The sequence below is a fragment of the Pseudoalteromonas sp. SA25 genome (assembly GCF_011378705.1).
GTDB lineage: Bacteria > Pseudomonadota > Gammaproteobacteria > Enterobacterales > Alteromonadaceae > Pseudoalteromonas > Pseudoalteromonas arctica.
On sequence record NZ_WTKV01000009.1, the window covers coordinates 141,564 to 157,290 of the forward strand.

12 protein-coding genes, 6 tRNA genes and 1 other RNA gene are annotated in these 15,727 nt (G+C 41.0%); 2 read left to right on the forward strand and 17 right to left on the reverse strand.

Annotation, left to right across the window (positions count from 1 at the left end):
• Positions 1-144 precede the first annotated feature (144 nt).
• Genes rplI through rpsF form a run of 4 tightly spaced genes read right to left on the reverse strand, consistent with a single transcriptional unit; the run spans position 145 to position 1,575 of the window.
• Positions 145-597 (reverse strand): 50S ribosomal protein L9, encoded by a 453-nt coding sequence (gene rplI / locus GQR45_RS09680; RefSeq protein ID WP_002962755.1) that lies wholly within the window; start codon positions 595-597, stop codon positions 145-147.
• Between the two features lie 35 nt (positions 598-632).
• The gene (gene rpsR / locus GQR45_RS09685) at positions 633-860 is read right to left on the reverse strand and encodes a 30S ribosomal protein S18 (protein WP_007378475.1); all 228 of its coding nucleotides are present in this window, start codon (positions 858-860) and stop codon (positions 633-635) included.
• A 12-nt stretch (positions 861-872) separates the two neighbouring features.
• Positions 873-1,190 (reverse strand): primosomal replication protein N, encoded by a 318-nt coding sequence (gene priB, locus GQR45_RS09690; RefSeq protein ID WP_004588456.1) that lies wholly within the window; start codon positions 1,188-1,190, stop codon positions 873-875.
• A gap of 43 nt (positions 1,191-1,233) precedes the next feature.
• The gene (gene rpsF, locus GQR45_RS09695; RefSeq protein WP_007378473.1) at positions 1,234-1,575 is read right to left on the reverse strand and encodes a 30S ribosomal protein S6; all 342 of its coding nucleotides are present in this window, start codon (positions 1,573-1,575) and stop codon (positions 1,234-1,236) included.
• Between the two features lie 377 nt (positions 1,576-1,952).
• Here rpsF and GQR45_RS09700 point away from each other — a divergent pair, with 377 nt between their 5' ends.
• Positions 1,953-3,152 (forward strand): alpha/beta hydrolase-fold protein, encoded by a 1,200-nt coding sequence (locus GQR45_RS09700; protein ID WP_165725773.1) that lies wholly within the window; start codon positions 1,953-1,955, stop codon positions 3,150-3,152.
• Between the two features lie 269 nt (positions 3,153-3,421).
• Here the strand turns inward: GQR45_RS09700 and GQR45_RS09705 are convergent, their stop codons facing one another.
• The 4 genes from GQR45_RS09705 to GQR45_RS09720 are packed head-to-tail and all read right to left on the reverse strand — an operon-like array spanning position 3,422 to position 7,704.
• A complete protein-coding gene (locus tag GQR45_RS09705; RefSeq protein ID WP_165725774.1) occupies positions 3,422-4,588 on the reverse strand; it encodes an FAD-dependent monooxygenase in 1,167 nt (388 codons plus the stop codon).
• Positions 4,585-5,772 carry a 2-octaprenyl-6-methoxyphenyl hydroxylase gene (ubiH, locus tag GQR45_RS09710; protein WP_165725775.1) on the reverse strand — a complete coding sequence of 396 codons (1,188 nt, stop codon included), beginning with the start codon at positions 5,770-5,772 and terminating at the stop codon, positions 4,585-4,587. Before ubiH ends, GQR45_RS09705 begins: the two co-directional genes overlap by 4 nt.
• 15 nt (positions 5,773-5,787) lie before the next feature.
• Positions 5,788-7,110 (reverse strand): Xaa-Pro aminopeptidase, encoded by a 1,323-nt coding sequence (pepP, locus tag GQR45_RS09715; protein WP_165725776.1) that lies wholly within the window; start codon positions 7,108-7,110, stop codon positions 5,788-5,790.
• A 30-nt stretch (positions 7,111-7,140) separates the two neighbouring features.
• Positions 7,141-7,704 (reverse strand): UPF0149 family protein, encoded by a 564-nt coding sequence (locus GQR45_RS09720; RefSeq protein ID WP_007587323.1) that lies wholly within the window; start codon positions 7,702-7,704, stop codon positions 7,141-7,143.
• 193 nt (positions 7,705-7,897) lie between these two features.
• Between GQR45_RS09720 and ssrS the strand changes: the two genes are divergently transcribed.
• Positions 7,898-8,080: non-coding RNA, 6S RNA (gene ssrS / locus GQR45_RS09725), on the forward strand.
• A gap of 185 nt (positions 8,081-8,265) precedes the next feature.
• Here the strand turns inward: ssrS and GQR45_RS09730 are convergent.
• The 9 genes from GQR45_RS09730 to GQR45_RS09770 form a co-directional block, all read right to left on the reverse strand.
• Positions 8,266-11,349, reverse strand: a complete 3,084-nt coding sequence (locus GQR45_RS09730; protein WP_024589701.1) for an efflux RND transporter permease subunit — start codon at positions 11,347-11,349, stop codon at positions 8,266-8,268.
• Positions 11,346-12,662: an efflux RND transporter periplasmic adaptor subunit gene (locus GQR45_RS09735; protein ID WP_010554901.1), complete on the reverse strand. Its 1,317-nt coding sequence runs from the start codon at positions 12,660-12,662 to the stop codon at positions 11,346-11,348. Before GQR45_RS09735 ends, GQR45_RS09730 begins: the two co-directional genes overlap by 4 nt.
• Positions 12,652-14,067 carry a TolC family protein gene (locus GQR45_RS09740; RefSeq protein WP_165725777.1) on the reverse strand — a complete coding sequence of 472 codons (1,416 nt, stop codon included), beginning with the start codon at positions 14,065-14,067 and terminating at the stop codon, positions 12,652-12,654. Before GQR45_RS09740 ends, GQR45_RS09735 begins: the two co-directional genes overlap by 11 nt.
• 544 nt (positions 14,068-14,611) lie before the next feature.
• Positions 14,612-14,687 (reverse strand) — tRNA-Thr (locus GQR45_RS09745).
• Between the two features lie 102 nt (positions 14,688-14,789).
• A tRNA-Phe gene (locus GQR45_RS09750) sits at positions 14,790-14,865 on the reverse strand.
• A gap of 51 nt (positions 14,866-14,916) precedes the next feature.
• Positions 14,917-14,992, reverse strand: a tRNA-Thr gene (locus tag GQR45_RS09755).
• A gap of 97 nt (positions 14,993-15,089) precedes the next feature.
• Positions 15,090-15,165 (reverse strand) — tRNA-Phe (locus tag GQR45_RS09760).
• A gap of 134 nt (positions 15,166-15,299) precedes the next feature.
• Positions 15,300-15,375, reverse strand: a tRNA-Thr gene (locus GQR45_RS09765).
• Between the two features lie 71 nt (positions 15,376-15,446).
• Positions 15,447-15,522: transfer RNA gene (locus GQR45_RS09770), tRNA-Phe, on the reverse strand.
• Positions 15,523-15,727 lie beyond the last annotated feature (205 nt).

A 15,727-nucleotide genomic window follows, 5' to 3' on the forward strand; every position in this document is an offset into this window, starting at 1 on the left:
TTAAAGGGAATGAAAAAATAATTGAATAAAAAAGGGGCTTATACGAGGTTGTATTTAACAGTGCCCTTAACTAATTAAAATTAGCCAAATTACAGACACAAAAAAGCCGTGCTAATAGCACGGCTTTTGTCGCTTAATTAAAAATTAAGCTTCAGCGATTACGATTACTTTAATAGTAGCCGTTACGTCTGAGTGAACTGAAATTGATACGTCAAATTCACCTGTCTCACGGATAGTACCTAGAGGCAAACGAACTTCTGACTTAGCAACTTCAACACCAACAGCTGAGATAGCGTCAGCGATGTCACGAGTACCGATTGAACCGAATAACTTACCTTCGTCACCAGCTTTAGATACTAATGTAACTTCTGCTAATGCTTCTAGTTTTTCAGCGCGTGCTTGTGCAGCAACTAACTGTTCAGCGATTTTCGCTTCAAGTTCTGCACGACGAGCGTCAAACGTTTCAATGTTAGCTTTAGTCGCAGGAACTGCCTTACCTTGAGGGAAAAGGAAGTTACGTGCGAAACCAGATTTAACTACAACCTGTTCACCTAGGCTACCTAGGTTAGCGATCTTATCTAGTAGAATAACTTGCATGTTTCTACACCTTTTAAAAACTGTTAATCCGCTGCTTACTTATGTAAGTCAGTGTATGGAAGAAGGGCTAAGTAGCGAGCACGCTTAATAGCAGTTGCTAGCTGGCGCTGAAATTTAGCGCTAGTACCTGTGATACGGCTAGGTACGATTTTGCCACTTTCTGTAACATAGTTTCTAAGAGTAGCTAGATCTTTGTAATCGATTTGTTTTACGCCTTCCGCTTTAAAGCGGCAGAACTTACGACGTCTGAAATAACGTGCCATGAGATTAATTCCTCAAATAATTCTTTCTATATGCTGAGCATGCAAAACCAATTGGCTAAGGCCGTTACGACCTTCGTGGCGATTTAAAAAACCACTCACTTGCAATGCCTGCCCAACGTGCAAATGTTGAGTCTGTTGTTGCATTTGCTTTCCACTGGCAACTACCTGAAGCCTCACGTAACTATTACGGTTAAGGTCTGCTTCGGTTTGCATCGATTTATGTTCTACAACAAAAATGCAATGCGGGATGCCAGCAGGGCTTTGGCTAAACTTGGGAGTTTTACAAACTACCCCAGATATAACCAACTGATTCATATATGGGCTAACCATTATAGTAACTGCTGATTACATGCCATGCTAGGACTCAAAACAATTAAGCAGCTGGTGCTTCTTTCTTCTCTTCTCTTGCAAGAGGAGACGCTTCAGTTTCAGCAGTTTTAGTGCGGATAACTAAGTTACGAAGCACTGCATCGTTGTAGCGGAAAGTAGTTTCTAGCTCGCTGATTACTTCAGTTGGTGCTTCAACGTTCATAAGAACATAGTGAGCTTTATGAAGCTTGTTAATTGGGTAAGCCAATTGACGACGGCCCCAATCTTCAAGACGGTGGATAACACCACCAGCTTCAGTGATAGAACCAGTATAACGTTCGATCATACCAGCAACTTGCTCACTCTGATCTGGGTGAACCATGAATACGATTTCGTAATGACGCATGGATATTCCTTACGGTTAATAGAGCCTTCTACCGTTTCGGCCGGTCGGTTTAAGGCAAGGAATTAATAGTTTAAAAGCCGAAATGAGCGCGCATTTTACGCTTAGACGGATAATTAAGCAAGCAGGTTTTTTAAGCTTTTATAGATAAGAGTTAAAAGGTAATTATTACGAGCTTCGCTCATCGCGTCAGCAAGCTGCTCGCCTACCGAAAAAGTTAAGCACAGAGTGCAATGTCTCTTGTAGAAGCCGAGCTTACTCGCGTGAAAAGCGATAGCTTTTAATTGCTTAAGCTTTATGTTTACCCCGAAAATATAAACATTTACTCAAGCTTAAAGCCGTGCAATTATTAAGCAATACATTATTAAATAAGGATATTTATGAAGCTCTTACTATCGCTTGTATTAATACTTACTTTTAGTACACCATTTTTAAGCCACGCAAAAACCAATACAACTGACATAACCGTTGGTAAAAAAGTCATTCTGCAGTCAAAAATACTTAACGAAGACAGACCCATTAAAATTTTCATACCTGACACTGTAAAAGACGATCAGCCGCTTTATGTTATTTATTTACTTGATGGTGTTGAGCACTTTCATACGGCGTCTGGTGTTATTAAATCCCTTGTTGATTACGAGCAGATACCTAACGCAATGCTCGTTGGTATTGATACAACTAACCGTGTTCGCGATTATTTACCCAAAGTAGAAGGCGAGCCTAAAACAGAGTTTCAAACTTTTGTTAAAAACAAATGGCCTGACGCAGGGCAAACCGACAAGTTTTTAAAGTTTGTGTCTGATGAACTCATGCCTTATATAAACAGTAATTACTCAACTAACGGCTACAACACCTTAATTGGCCACTCTAATGCAGGTACTTTGGCGCTTTATACTTTAGTTAATCAGCCTGAGTTATTTAATAACTATATAGCTATAAGCCCAAATAGTTGGTGGAGTGATGAGGAATTAAAAAATAATATTATAAAATACACTAAAAACCCTAAAGGTGATCAGGCGTTATTTATTAGTGTAGCAAGCGAAGGAGCGCGCTTTTATACAGGCGTATTAAATACTTTGGTAAATTTAGAACAACAAACGCCCTCGCAGCTTAAATGGGAATATAAGCATTACCCCGCTTTTACTCATATGGGCACCATACTACCAGCGCTTAGCGATAGCCTAATTCACTTATTTAGCGACCTAATATTTAAGGTTACTGACGAGCACGGAAAGTTTGCTGATGTATCGCTCATTACAGGTTATTACCAAGCACTTAGTGATAAGTACGGGTTTGAGCTTAAAATTCCACAAGATGTATACGTAGAGTTTGCTCATAGCCAGCAAAAGTTTGGTAATACAGCTAAAGCTATTACCACGCTTAAACACTTTACTACCCATTACCCAAATGCAACTTATTCTCACATGCGTTTATCGCAAGGGTACACTGCAGACAAACAGTTTAAAGAAGCCGTTACCAGCATGAAACACGCACTCGAGCTTGCAAAAGAAAACAAAAAAGACCCGCTGTTAATTGATGCGCTCAAAGATATGGTGAATGAAGCACAAAAGAATTTGTAACTGATTTAACGCAAAGCGCTTTTTAACTAACGATAGTAATTACGAGCTACGCTCGTCGCGTCAGCAAGCTAAACGCCTACAGGTAAAATTAAGCTCAGTGTTAAACTTTGCATGTAGACGCCGAGCTTGCTCGCGTGAAAAGCGCAGCTTTTAATATATTTAAAACCTTCATAAAAAAAAACCGATGTTTAAATTAAACATCGGTTTTTTTAATCAAGCTCATCACTTTACTTTATCTGTTGGGTTTCGCTTCGCTCAACCCAACCTACTTATTTGCCTATCGCTTCTTTGGCGAACAGGTGCTTGATTGGCCCAAGATTATCAACTAATGATAGCCCTACTCCACGAATAAGTTTTTTAACTGGGTTTGCACCTTCAAATAACTCTTTTAGCCCTTGCATCATAGCTATGTGCTTTTGTGCATCGAGCTTACGGGTGCGCTCGTAATCGCGCAGTGTACGAGTGCTTGCAAACTCCTTACTATCGCTTGTTAAAAGCTCAATTAAATAAGCCGCATCTTTTAGGCCTAGGTTCATACCAAGCCCTGCAAGTGGATGGATTGTATGTGCAGCGTCGCCAATGAGTACCACTTTGCCTGAAACCCATTGCTGGGCGTAGCGCATTTTAAGTGGGAAAGCAGTGCGCTTACTTTGCACTTCACACAGGCCACATTGACCATCTATTGCAGCCATTACGGCTTTATTAAAGGCGGTATCGTCCATTGCTAATAATTCATCACAATGATTGGGACTGGTAGACCACACAATTGAATGAGTATGCTCATCGCTCAATGGTAAAAACGCGAGTGGCCCTGTTGGTAAAAAGACTTGGCGTGCGGTGTTTGCATGTTGCTCTTTAGTTTTAACTGTCGCGACTAGCGCATGGTGATCGTAATCTTTAAAGCTAAGCGCCATATTAAATTGTTTACGTATAGCTGAATTTGCACCATCAGCCGCCACCAGCAGTTTTGCAATAATTGGCTCGCCGCTTTTAAGTGTTATAAATACATCAGATTCGCTTTGATGTATTTGCTGATACTGTGTATCAAACATTAGTGTTGCACTGCTTTGTTGCTCTAGCTCTTTTATAAGCGCGTAGCGGATAATGTCGTTTTCAACAATATGGCCTAAATGTTCAAGCTCAAGTTGCTCGTTATTAAACGCTATTTTGCCAAAGCTGTCGGCATCACGTACATCCATATGTGTATAAGCGCACGCTCGCTGTGTGATAATTTCGGGCCATACGTTTAATTGTTCAAGCAAGGTTTGACTTGCAATGCTTAACGCACTTACGCGCAAACCATATTCGTCAGTTGGTAACGCTTGTGTCGGTGCGCTATCTAGTACAACGACGCTTATATCGGCTTTTGCCAATCCAAGTGCTAGTGTTAGCCCTACACAGCCGCCACCTACAATACAAACCTGTGCTTGCTTCATAAACGCCTACCTTGTTTAACTTGCCCCATTAACTGTTTAGCTAATGGCGCTTTTAATGCGGGAAATAAATCCATCGAAAACAACCCAATACTGCGCCCCAATGCGAGCACTCGCGATGAATTCGAAAAAAGCCTAACAAGTGCATCTGTTAAACTCATTACGGTTTTTATATCATCACTGCGTTTTTTTAAATATTCACGAGTAAACGCATAGCTTCCTAAATCGTGTTGGCTATTTGCTATTAAATTACTAAGTACTTGTACGTCGCGAAGAGCTAAATTAAAACCCTGCCCTGCAATAGGATGAATAGCATGTGCAGCATTACCAATAACCACTGTACGGTGCGCAGTTAAAGACTCAACTTGCCCGTAAACGAGCGGGTAACTCGTGCGCATGCCCACTTTAGTAAATTGACCACCGCGATAACCAAACGCGCTTTGCAGGGCACTTAAAAAGCCTTGTTCACTGAGTGCCATGTGCTGTTCAACCTGATCTTGGCGCATACACCACACTAACGAATAACGGTTATTGCTCATGGGTAACAACGCCATAGGCCCGTTTTGTGTAAAACGCTCAAAGGCATGATTATTATGCCCACCAGCCACTTCTACATTAGCAATAATAGCGCCTTGTTCATAAGGCTGGGTATTAAAACCAAGCCCAAGTAAACTACGTGTTGGTGATTGTGCGCCATCAGCAATAACCAATAGCTTGGCGTTTAATTGCTCGCCGCTTTGTAAGGTGAGTGTATTGCTATGCAAAGTTTGCTCAATGGCAATTACGCTATCGGGGCACAAAAGCATAATATTTGACTGCGTTAAACGCAGGTGGAGCGCTCGGCCAAATGGATTTACTTCTACTACGTAACCAAGTGAGGGCTTAGCAAATTCGTCGCAATTAATGTGCGCTTTGCCAAAGTGGCCTCTATCAGACACGCTCACTTTTTTGATTGCTGCGGTGTAAGGGGCATTTTGCTCAAATAAATTGAGGCTTTGTAAATACTCTACCGATTGCTGAGCAAGTGCAATGCTTCTGTCGTCAAAGCTTGGGTGGTAGTCGCCGGTTACTTGATTCGCTTCTACAACGGCAATATTTAACGCGGGATTAGTTTTAGCCACACTTAATGCGCAGCTTGCTCCCGCTAAACCACCGCCAATAATAACTACATCTAACTGCTTAGCCACTATACTCTCCGAGCTTTATACGTTTTTAGCACTTTGCATAAGTGCTTCTATATCGCTAATTTTTTTAGGTACGCTTAGGGTCAAGTTTTCATGGCCGGTTTCGGTAACTAGCAAGTTATCTTCGATACGAATGCCAATGCCTTTGTATTTTTGCGGTGCGCTTGAGTCTTCGCTTATATAAAGCCCTGGCTCTATAGTGAGTACCATACCCGGCTCAAATGCCCGCTCAGCGTTATTTACTTTGTAATCGCCAACATCATGTACATCTAAACCAAGCCAATGCCCAAGCCCGTGCATGTAATATTCTTTACACGCACCTTTTGCCATTAGCTCGTCAAAGTCGCCGGTTAAAATACCTAAATCAAGTAAACCTTGGGTCATTACTTCCATTGCTAGTTTATTAGCATGCGACATAAACCCGCCGGGTTTTACTTCATCAAAGGCAACTTCTTGCGCTTTAAGTACAATATTATAAAGCGCGGCTTGCTCTTCGCTAAATTGACCATTTACCGGAAATGTACGAGTAATATCGGCGGCGTAACCTTGCAACTCGCACCCAGAGTCTATAAGTACCAGATCACCATTTTTTAATACGTCGCTATTTTGCGTGTAATGTAAAATATTGGCGTTGTCGCCACTACCAACAATTGTGCCGTACGCAGGATGAGGCGCACCGTTCATTGCATAATGATGATGTAGCTCTGCCTCTAGCTGAAATTCAGTAGCTCCCGCATGCGAATAACGCATAGCGCGCATGTGCCCTCGCGCACTAATTTCACAGCCTTCTCGCATAACATCTATCTCGCTTGGCGATTTAAACAAACGCATTTCGTGAATAAGGCCGCGTATTTCTTTTAAATTACTCGGTGCTTTGAGGCCTTTTCGAGAGCCACTTCGAAGCGTACCTAGTAACGAAAACACTTTGGTATCAAATGAGGGGTAAGCACCTTGTGCAAAATAGAGCGCATTTTTTGCATTTAGCATATCGAGTGTTTTATCGTTTAATTCACTTAGCGGGTAAGCTTCATCAAACAGGTAGTCACTTTTAGCTTTATCAAAGCCAACTCTGCGGCCATGCCAAATTTCTGCAAGCTTGTCTTTATCTAGGCAAAATAAAGTACTGGGTGCATCGCTGTTATTACAGAGTACAAGTACGGCGTCGGGTTCGTTAAAGCCAGTTAAGTAAAAAAAGTCACTATCTTGTCTAAATGCATATTCGGTATCGCGGCTGCGCGTCACTTCGCTCGCAGCGGGAATAATAGCAACGCTATTTTCATCCATTTGAGCAAGTAAGCGCTCGCGACGTGCTTTAAATTCTGACTTTTGTACTTCAACCATTATTAACCAACCCGTTTTACTTTTTAAAAGTTAATGAAGTGTTTTTTTAGTACTTTGCGTACTTTGCTCTTTACCAAGCTCTGCAAAACAAAGTAGTGCTGATACACGCACATATTCAATCACTTCGTGCAGCGCTTGGCTGTCTTCTTCGGTTTCTTCAAAAGTAGTATCTAGGCGAGTGATTTCGCTAAAGTCAGTAATAACCTCTTTAACATCACTCGATAGTTTACCGTAGTCTTTTTGCTTTAAACCAAAACCAAGCATAAAACCCGCTACCCATGATACGAGGCCATTAGCCTGATCGATGAGTGTTTCGTCGTCGCTTGGTAAAAATAAATCAAACTGAAATTCATCATCATTAAAGCTCGCGACTACTTGCTTATAAATAGTGCCAAAAAACTGCTTTAAATCGTTACTAAACGATTCACCATCGTTAAACACATCGCTCAAAAGGCCTAAGTATTCTTTGTCGTCAATGGTTAAACCACACGCAAGTAAACCACTAATCACACCATGCGCTTCGGCAGGTGATACAAATATTTCGTTTTTTTCTAAAAGCAGTTGAGCTTTTTCGTAATCGGGTAAATCGTTCATAATCGAATCTTCGCTTTGCAAGTTAAGGTAATGCTACCACTCGATAAAAAGCAACTCCAATTAATTGTATGATCAAGCTCAAAAACCATGCGATAAAGTAAATGATGAGTTAAAGGTGCGGAAAAACTAAGCGAACGGTTTAATTTTTTACGTTTGGGGTTTAAGGATTGGATTATGTCTTATATACTTAAATTGTTCCCTGGGGTACCGGAGCTTAGTTAAGTCCCTGAGCCGATAAATTTTATACCAGGGTTTCTGTTCGTCTACTATTGTGCAGGCTCGGCATGTACCGAGAAGCCTACGGTAAACCGCAGATTCCCGCCCTGAAACCTTCTGGTTTCAGGACTGAAACCGAGTACCGTATCTTGGGGAACACCTTTTTAGCAAACCCTCGCCTTTAAAAGGCTTTATCAAAAAATTAACCTTCCTGTTTACTCTTATATTTATCTAAATTTTTTATTCACTTATCTTCAATTGTCTAATATTACTTTTTAGCTTATAAAAAAAGCCGCAGGTAATTACTTACCTACAGCTTTAATAATCACGTATTTAAGAGTGAAGTTATTTAAACCAACCTTGAAAACGCTCCATTAGCATGTAGTTTATTGGTACTAACAATAAAGTAATAAAGGTAGCAAAAATAATCCCAAACCCTAAGCTCACCGCCATTGGTATTAAAAACTGTGCCTGAGTCGCTTTTTCAAATAGTAATGGCATTAAGCCAATAAAGGTCGTTAAACTAGTTAGCATTACAGGGCGAAAACGCGATGCACCTGCAATTTTTATAGCATCGAGAACTTTACCACCTTCACTGCGCTTTTTATTAATAAAATCAACGAGTACAAGCGAATCATTTACCACCACCCCGGTTAGCGCAAGCATACCGAGTAAACTCATAATAGTTAAGTCCATTCCCATAATCCAATGCCCTACTACAGCACCTATCATGCCAAATGGGATTACACTCATTACTATGATTGGTTGTAAGTAAGATTTAAGCGGTATTGCTAATAGCGCATAGATTATGAAAAATACAAACACAAGTGCCCAAGCCAACGAACCAAACGACTCTCTTTGCTCTTTAGCCTCACCTTCTAGTTTGTAATCTACTCCAGGATATTGCTGCATTAACCCATCTAAATACTCCGTTAGGTCAGCCTGCAGTATGGTCATGTTGGTATTATTTTTTTCGATATCGGCTGTTACGTTTAATGTGCGGTAACGGTCTATTCGATTAATAGTTGATGGACTTTGCCCAGCAGTAAGTGTTGCCACATGCGACAATGGCACTGAGCCTCCATCAGGCGTATTTATAAGTATGTTTTGTAGGTCAGCTACAGAGCGGCGCTCATCTATAGGTAAGCGTACCATTACACGTACATCGTCTCTGCCTCGCTGAATACGTTGTGCTTGCGAGCCAAAAAACGAGTTACGTACTTGCCCAGCTACATTGACTCTATTTAAGCCCAGCGCTAAACCTTGTTGCGTAAGCTCTATTTGTAACTCTTCTTTACCGTCGGACATACTATCGGCAATATCAAATACCGTTGGATAGGTTGATAAACGGGTTTTAATGTGATCAGCCACGTCTTGTAAAATAGTCAACGAAGTGCCACTAAGCTGAACATCAATGGGGTCTGAACTTCGGCCAATTTCGGCTCTAAACGTTAAACTTTCGGCGCCTGGTATGACACCAATTAAATCGCGCCATTCGCTGGCAAGTTCTCGTGATCCTATGTCTGATTCACGCTTTTCAGCCGGTGTTATTTCAAAGCGTACAGAGCCTGAATTAGATACACCACCACGCCCGCCTGTTGTGGCTAATATATTTAAAATAACGCTTTCGCCAGTATCTGGGTCGCGGTATTTTTCTTGTAATTGCTGCGCCTTTTGCGACATGTCAATTACGTATTTATTAGTTACTTCAAACGGTGTACCTGTTGGTAGTGTTAAGTTAACGCGAACTGTTTCGCTTGGTATGCGCGGGAAAAATACAAACTTAGTCCAACCGCTGGTGATCATGGTTAAAATTATAACAAATACACCAATAAACAAGCTTACCGAAGCCAATTTATGGCGCAGTGCTAAATTTAAAGTGGGTTGATAGTATTTTAAAATCGCGTTTTCAAATCCATCTGCAAAACGCTGTTGAATAACATCAAACTTTGAAGGTTCGCCTTTTTCGTGGCGTAGTTTTATATATTTTAAATGTGCTGGTAGTACAAATTTAGATTCAATCAATGAAAACAATAATACCGGAATAACCACTACCGGTATTTGTGCAAACAAGGCACCACGCGCCCCTTCAATAAAGGCCAAAGGTAAAAAGGCAGCAACGGTAGTTAACACACCAAATGTTACTGGTGTTGCTACTTCTTGAGTACCTAAAATTGCGGCTTGCTCGCCCGACTTAGCCGTTTTTAGGTGGGTGTAAACGTTTTCGCCGGTAACTATGGCGTCATCAACAACAATCCCCAGTACCAATATAAAGCCAAATAAGCTCATAATATTAAGGGTTACGCCAAAAATAGGCATAGCTATAAACGCGCCCATAAACGAAACCGGAATACCAATAAATACCCAAAATGCAATTGCAGGGCGTAAAAACAAAGTAAGTAAAGCGAGTACTAAAATACCGCCTTGTAAAGCATTGGTAGTAAGGGTCGAAATACGACTTTTAACCAGCTCCGAATCATCATCCCAGTAACTTAATTCAAACCCTTGTGGGAGAGAACTTTGTTGCTCTTTTATGTAGTTTTTAACATCGTCAGCAACTGTAATCGCACTTTGTGGACCAATTCGATATACGTCGATAAATGCAGCTTGCTTACCATTAAAGCGAGTACGTACTGGTGTTTCTTCAAAATCGTCTTTTATAGTCGCTATATCACCTAAGCGAATAATAGTGCCATCGGCTTGGTTTTTAACAACAATGCTGGCAAATTCATCTTTACGATATGCTTGCCCTTTAGAGCTTATAAGTACGTCCCCGCCTTCTGTTTTTAAGTTACCAGCAGAAATATCTGAGCTTGAGTTTGAAATAGCACTCGATATTTGTGCCAAGCTTAAATCGTACTGACGAAGAATATCTTGACTTACTTCAATGGCTATTTCGTAATCACGAACGCCACTTAGCTCTACCTGCGTTACATTAGGTAAACGTAGGATTTGATCGCGTACTGTTTCTGCGTATTCGCGGGTTTCTTTTTCGCCATAGTCACTCGATACGGTAACCGCGATAACTTCACGAATTCGCTCAGCAAGCGCTACTATCGGCTTTTCAGCATCGGCTGGAAAAGTGTTAATTGCGTCTACACGACTTTTTATATCAGCTAAAAGCTCACGAGGGTCGTAACCGCTTTCCACTTCTATTGTCACAGAGCCAGAACCTTCAGAAGAGCGACTAAATATTTGCTTTATGCCCTCTAAATCTTGTACTGCTTCTTCTATTCGTATAGTTACACCTTGCTCTACATCCTCTGGTGTTGAACCACGCAAACTTACATTTACGCTTATCATGTCAGTTTCGAATGAAGGAAATACCTCAAGCGGTATTTTGCTTGATAAGCTAAAAAGTCCCGACAGTAACAGCGTTACTAGCAATAAGTTAGCAGCAACATGGTTTTTGGCAAACCAAGCGATCATGGCTTATCTCCTTGCTTTGCTGCGCGGCGTTTTTTTAGCTCTTCAACACTAATACCCTGCTCTTTTGCTTTTTGCTCAAGCTGCTCTGGCGTCGGGCGCTTTCCTTTACCTTGCCCATTAGCTCCTCGGCTTTTAGGTTGCTCTGTGCTTTGTTCGCCTAAAATACTTACCTGAGTTCCAGAACTCACTTGCCCTAGTGGAGTAATAACCAGTTTATCATTTGGATTTAATCCCGTTTTTATCATCGCTTGTGTCGCATTTTGCCAAGCAAGTGTAATGTCTTTACGCTTGAGTACACCCTCTTCAACAACATAAACATACGTCCCTTGATAAATAGTACTGTTAGGGATTATAAGTGCGTTAGGAACTGTTTTACCGGTAATTTGCGCCTTTATGTATTGCCCTATTTTTATTGGGTACTGGTTATTAGCCGTTGCTTTATATGGGTCGTTAATTTTAGCAACTACGTAAAGCTGTTGTGCACCTTCATCTATAGCACCTTCGGTACGCGCTAGCTGCCCTTGCCACGTTTGCTCACCCACTAAGTCAGAGGTAAATTTAACAATTGAACCTGCTTGATTTTTGGCGCCATCACGATATTGCTCTGGTAAATTTACGAACGGAAGATCTTTATTTTTAATCGGTAAACGAATCTCTACGCTATCGATTGCGTAAATAGTGGCAAGCTGGGTATTGTTAGTAACAACTTGCCCCAAATCAACACTACGGCTGAGTATACGCCCGGCGTATGGCGCGGTTACTTTAGTGCGCTCTAAATCAAGCATGGCTTTTTCAAGTACTGCTTGCGCCGATAAAACTTCTGCTTCGGCTGCTGCAAGTTGTGGTTCACGCAGTACCAAGCTGCTTGCCTGATTTGAGCCGCCAAGGCGTTTCCAATCAGTAATAGCTTGTTGTCCACGCGCTTTTTCTTCTAATAAGCCTTGCTCTGCCGTTAATAAATTGGCTTGAGCAGATTTAACTTCAGCTTGATGATCTCTATCGTCTAGCTTTAAAAGTACGTCGCCCTTTTCAAAAAAGCCGCCTTCTCTAAAGTCATCACTTACTTCAATTATTTGCCCAGATGCCTGAGCAACTAATAAACTTTGTGTACGTGGTTTTACCGTACCGTAGCTATCAATCATCACTTGGTAATTTTGTGGTTTAAGCTCAAGCGCAGCCACACTTATTGATGCTTTAGGAGGTGAGCCAAAGCGTTTAGCCTCTGGCGGATTACCTTTAATAAACATAACAATTAAAATAGTGGCAATAATAACCACCGCTGGAATAATAATTTTTGCTGTTTTAGTTTTCATCATTATTGCTCTTTAGTTCACTTGAGGGCTTTGCAAAATCACCACCAAGGGCAACGTGTAAGTTAATTCTGTTAGCTATTAATTGGTTTTTAATGTCGATTAAGGAGCTTTGTGCATCGAAAGACCTATCTTGTGCGTCAAGCACCGTAGTGTAAGTTACCAAGCCACTTTGATATTGCTCAAACGACAACTGCTCTGCTGCAAGTGCGTTTTCTTGCGCCTCAAGGGTGCTGCTATATTGTGATTTAAGAGACTGCTGCTGTGAAATCGCATTTTCTACATCACCAAATGCATCGTAAAGCGTTTGCAAATAAAGTTGCTCTTGCTTTTGAGTATTAAGGCGCGCTATTTCTTCATTCGCTTTTAAGCGTCCGCCCTCAAAAAGTGGTGCTGAAATACTACCTAATAACGACCATGCAAGGCTTGATGGAGAAAACAAGTCGCTTACTCTGTCGGTACTATCACTTAGTGAAGCTGTTAAATCTAAACTTGGAAAGCGTTGTTTGTGCGCATACGCCAATGAAGCGTCGGTGGCTAAAAGATCATACCAACTTGCTCGCAGCGTAGGTTTACGTGTTATAAGTTCAGAAGGTAAGCCTAGTGGAATATCGGTATTAATAACGGGTAAGTCGCTACTAGCAGTAATGGCACCTTTTGGGTATTCACCAAGTAAACGCTCAAGTACACGTGCTGAAGCCGATAGGTTTGCCGTTTGAGTGGCAATGCGAGCGCGTTCAGTATTGAGCTCATTACGGGCTAAATATACATCGAGTGCTTCGTTTATACCTTGGAGATAGCCAGACTCGATAATATCTAGGTTTTGCTGTGCGTTGGCTTCGCGACGTTTAAATAAATCGAGTAATTGTTGCGATGTAACAACATCAAACCAGCCAGTTACTACATCAGCAACGAGTTGCTGTTTAGCTTGCTCAAACCGGGCCTGTTGCGCTAAATAGTTAAGATTAGCTTCGCGCTTTGAATCCGAAAGCTTACCCCATAAATCAACCTCGTAAGTTAAGTTTAAACTAACTGAACTTGCGTTGTCGTAGCTCACTGGGCGGTTGTCTTTACTACGGCTAGTACGCGTTGATAAATCGAGGCTAGGCCAAAGCGCAGCACCCGATACTATAAGCTGTTGTTTTTGAATTTCTACATCGTAACTAGTTTGTAAAAGCTGTTGGTTGTTTTTAAGTGCTTGTTGTACAAATTTGTTAAGCGTAGGGTTTTGTAGTTGTGTAAGCCATTGCTCTTGTACTTTTAATACCGAGCTTGATGCTTCTTGCTGCCATTGCTGTGGCATATTATTAGGCGCTTGCATGCGCTGCGACGAGTTAAAATCACTCGCACAGCCGCTAAGCAGCATCACACTAATTGCCAATAGGGTTGGCTTGCATTGCCAAATCATAATTAAACCTAAATTACTGCTATTTATGAACGTAATTCAAGCACTTTGGCAATTTTTGCTCAACCTACTTTACATAACATTACATAGCTAGCGATGAACTAACATAATAGCCAGTTATACGGTAAAAATGAGCAAATGATCAGCAATTTTTAATAATAAAAAATTAACTTTTTGTAGTGTGTCTAAGAGATTATACCAATTCGCTTAATTAAGTGATCTATTTTGAGGTAAGAAAATCGTGTCGATAACAAGGCAAAAATTTCGTTATTTTTGTCTTATATCAGAAATTTTTAACGCAGTTAACGGCAGATTTAATTACTCAAATTAATTAAGTATTATTGCGGATTGGTATTAGACATATAGAAACAGAAAAGCCCCGCTATAAGCGAGGCTTTTAAATAAATGGTGCCGACTAACCGAGTCGAACGGATAACTTATACAGACTACTGATTACAAGTCAGTTGCTTTGCTCTTAACTATAGGTATTTTTAATTCTCAAGTTGAAAACAAAAAAGCCTCGCTATAAGCGAGGCTTTTGAATAAATGGTGCCGACTAACCGAGTCGAACGGTTGACCTACTGATTACAAGTCAGTTGCTCTACCAGCTGAGCTAAGTCGGCACACAAAACTGTGTGCTAAGGCACGTTCAATTTTAAAGATTGAGAACTTTTATAAAGCACTTAAAATAAAAAAACCTTGCATAAGCAAGACTTCTCAATAAATGGTGCCTCGACGCGGAATCGAACCACGGACACGAGGATTTTCAATCCTCTGCTCTACCGACTGAGCTATCGAGGCACATAAAATGTGCTAATTAATTGTTATACTTTACAATTAACTTTAAATAAATGGTGCCGACTAACCGAGTCGAACGGTTGACCTACTGATTACAAGTCAGTTGCTCTACCAGCTGAGCTAAGTCGGCACACAAAACTGTGTGCTAAGGCACGNTGAGCTAAGTCGGCACACAAAACTGTGTGCTAAGGCACGTTCAATTTTAAAGATTGAGAACTTAAAGTAAATGGTGCCTCGACGCGGAATCGAACCACGGACACGAGGATTTTCAATCCTCTGCTCTACCGACTGAGCTATCGAGGCACATAAACTGTGCTAACTAAAAGTAAAATAATTATTTAACTTTTAGCTTTATAAATGGTGCCGACTAACCGAGTCGACGGGTAATTTGAACAGACTACTGATTACAGCTTTCTTTTCAAACTACTTTAAATAAATGGTGCCGACTAACCGAGTCGAACGGTTGACCTACTGATTACAAGTCAGTTGCTCTACCAGCTGAGCTAAGTCGGCACACAAAACTGTGTGCTAAGGCACGCGTAATAATGTTTAAACTGTTGATTAAACACCACCACTTTAATAAATGGTGCCTCGACCCGGAATCGAACCAGGGACACGAGGATTTTCAATCCTCTGCTCTACCAACTGAGCTATCGAGGCACTTAAACAGTGCTAATTAAAAATCTTAAAGGATTTTTAATGCAATTCCCACTCATCTCTAGCGACTGAGCTATCTGGGCGTGCGGCGTATTAAACGAGTTTTGCCCTTACAAGTCAACTTTTTTTTTCTTCTTTATAACTGTTTGAACGGTTTTCAGACAACTCAGTACATTTTTTATTAATAACGTTCATTTTTACCACAAAT

What these genes read in the sequence shown, in the direction of transcription:
- rplI (WP_002962755.1), bottom strand. Translation starts at nt 597, where the DNA reads ATGCAAGTTATTCTACTAGATAAGATCGCTAACCTAGGTAGCCTAGGT.
- rpsR (WP_007378475.1), bottom strand. Translation starts at nt 860, where the DNA reads ATGGCACGTTATTTCAGACGTCGTAAGTTCTGCCGCTTTAAAGCGGAA.
- priB (WP_004588456.1), bottom strand. Translation starts at nt 1,190, where the DNA reads ATGGTTAGCCCATATATGAATCAGTTGGTTATATCTGGGGTAGTTTGT.
- rpsF (WP_007378473.1), bottom strand. Translation starts at nt 1,575, where the DNA reads ATGCGTCATTACGAAATCGTATTCATGGTTCACCCAGATCAGAGTGAG.
- GQR45_RS09700 (WP_165725773.1), top strand. Translation starts at nt 1,953, where the DNA reads ATGAAGCTCTTACTATCGCTTGTATTAATACTTACTTTTAGTACACCA.
- GQR45_RS09705 (WP_165725774.1), bottom strand. Translation starts at nt 4,588, where the DNA reads ATGAAGCAAGCACAGGTTTGTATTGTAGGTGGCGGCTGTGTAGGGCTA.
- pepP (WP_165725776.1), bottom strand. Translation starts at nt 7,110, where the DNA reads ATGGTTGAAGTACAAAAGTCAGAATTTAAAGCACGTCGCGAGCGCTTA.
- GQR45_RS09720 (WP_007587323.1), bottom strand. Translation starts at nt 7,704, where the DNA reads ATGAACGATTTACCCGATTACGAAAAAGCTCAACTGCTTTTAGAAAAA.
- GQR45_RS09730 (WP_024589701.1), bottom strand. Translation starts at nt 11,349, where the DNA reads ATGATCGCTTGGTTTGCCAAAAACCATGTTGCTGCTAACTTATTGCTA.
- GQR45_RS09735 (WP_010554901.1), bottom strand. Translation starts at nt 12,662, where the DNA reads ATGAAAACTAAAACAGCAAAAATTATTATTCCAGCGGTGGTTATTATT.
- GQR45_RS09740 (WP_165725777.1), bottom strand. Translation starts at nt 14,067, where the DNA reads ATGATTTGGCAATGCAAGCCAACCCTATTGGCAATTAGTGTGATGCTG.